This is a genomic window from uncultured Limnohabitans sp., assembly GCF_937889215.1.
Classification (GTDB): Bacteria; Pseudomonadota; Gammaproteobacteria; order Burkholderiales; family Burkholderiaceae_C; genus Limnohabitans_A.
In genome coordinates this window covers 1-1,935 of the sequence record NZ_CALBEX010000313.1, presented here as the reverse complement: position 1 = coordinate 1,935, position 1,935 = coordinate 1, and the positions used below count along the sequence as shown (strand labels likewise).

3 protein-coding genes are annotated in these 1,935 nt (G+C 58.2%); all 3 read left to right on the top strand.

The features are described from left to right. On the top strand, nucleotides 1-597 hold a 597-nt coding region (dctP, locus tag Q0341_RS08055; RefSeq protein WP_299511911.1), incomplete at its 5' end, for a TRAP transporter substrate-binding protein DctP. A gap of 59 nt (nucleotides 598-656) precedes the next feature. Continuing rightward, on the top strand, nucleotides 657-1,154 hold the full coding sequence (locus Q0341_RS08050; protein WP_299511908.1) for a TRAP transporter small permease: 498 nt from the start codon (nucleotides 657-659) through the stop codon (nucleotides 1,152-1,154). After that, nucleotides 1,151-1,935 (top strand): TRAP transporter large permease subunit (locus tag Q0341_RS08045; RefSeq protein ID WP_299511906.1); only part of this gene is annotated, 785 nt, incomplete at its 3' end. The genes Q0341_RS08050 and Q0341_RS08045, both read left to right, overlap by 4 nt.

Here is a 1,935-nt window from a genome sequence, read left to right as displayed (position 1 = left end):
GATGAAGGTTTCGTCAGCACCTCCAGCAAGCCCATTCGGAGCATGGGTGATTTTCGCGGGCTGAAAATCCGCGCTGCGAGTCGCCAGTCATCCAAACTGCTCGCCAGGTTGGGCGCTACGCCTGTGGGCATGCCGATTCCTTCCGTCGCTGACGCCATGACCAAGGGCACGATCGACGGGTTCTTGACGGCTTGGGAAATCATCCCCGCGTTCAAGCTGCACGAGGTAAGCAAATTCCACACGGAAATCGATGCCAGCCGTCCTTCCATGTTCACTGCAGGCTTTGTGATGGCGATGAACCAAGCCAAGTACGACAGTTTGCCTGCCGATCTCAAGGGCGTGATCGACAAGCACAGTGGCGCTGGCTTGTCCCGCACCATCGGCCGTTACTGGGACGAGGCGACTGCCGCCGGTCGCAATGCGGCTCTGGCCCGTGGCAATACCTTCAACAAGATCAATGCGGCCGAGACAGATCGCTGGATTCAGGCCTCCGCACCGCTCTACGACGAGTGGGTGGCGGACATGGACAAGCGCGGTTTGCCGGGCAAGCAGATGCTGCAAGACGCGAAAGACTTGGTCAAAAAATACAACAAATGATCGTTCGGCTGCCCCTCTGGTGTGAGGGGCAGTTGTGGCCAATCTGAATCGGAAAATTCATGCGCTTTTCGTCAATGCTTTTGGCACCGGTGTGCCGGGCTTTTGGGGTGGTAGGTGCTGCTGTTGCCCTGGTCACGGGTGTGTTGACCACGGTGAGCGTGATCATGCGCGCCGGGTGGTCCCAACCCATTGCGGGCGATGTGGAAATGACCCAAATGGGGATGGCTTTTGCCATCTCCATGTGTCTGCCTTATTGCCAGTTGCAGCGGGCAAACATCATTGTTGACTTTTTCACCCAAGCCAGCTCCAGCCGTACCAGGCATGCGCTGGATGCGATGGGCAACTTGTCGCTGGTCTTGTTATACGGTCTCTTGGCTTGGCGCACCAGTGTGGGGGCTTTGTCAGTCTACGAAGCGGGGGAAACCACCATGATCATCAGTTTGCCGATGTGGTGGGCTTATGCCTGCTTGGCGCCTGGTTTGGCTCTGGCAGGCTGGGTGGCCTTGGTGCAAGGTCTGTCCGGGTGGACGATGCCCTTCCAAGAGGTGCAGGCATGATGGCGTGGGCCCCGCAACTGGGGTTGGCCATGTTTGTGGCCATGATCGTGCTCATGGCTTTGCGTGTGCCCATCGCTGCGGCCATGTTCATTCCTGGTTTGGCCGGCTATTGGCTGATGAGCGACACCGCAACAGCACTCAATTTTCTCAAAGGCAGTGCGGTGGCGCGACTGACCGTTTATGAGTTGAGCGTGATTCCGTTGTTTTTGTTGATGGGGCAATTCGCCACCCAAGGTGGCCTGAGCCGTGATCTGTTCAAAGCGGCAGCGGCATGGGTCGGGCATGTGCGCGGTGGATTGGCCATGGCCTCTGTGTTGTCTGCGGGTGCTTTTGGCGCGGTCTGCGGCTCCTCTGTTGCCACATCGGCCACCATCACCCAAGTGGCTTATCCGGAGATGAAACGCCACGGCTACAAAGGGCGCTTGTCAACAGCCGCCTTGGCAGCAGGCGGTACCTTGGGCATCTTGATCCCCCCTTCCGTACCCTTGGTGGTGTATGCCATTTTGACCGAACAAAACATTGCCAAGCTGTTCGCTGCGGCCATTGTTCCTGGCATTTTGGCCTTGCTGGGCTACCTCGTGGTCATTGGCCTTTATGCCCGAGCCCGACCGGATATGGCACCCTTGACTCCCGCACCTGCGTGGCCACAGAAATGGGCGGCCCTGTTTGCCATCTGGCCCATCGTGGGGGTTTTCTTGATTGTGTTTGGTGGCATTTATGGCGGATTTTTTTCGCCGACCGAGGGGGCTACGTCCCCTACGAGCGACGAGCCCATCAAAGC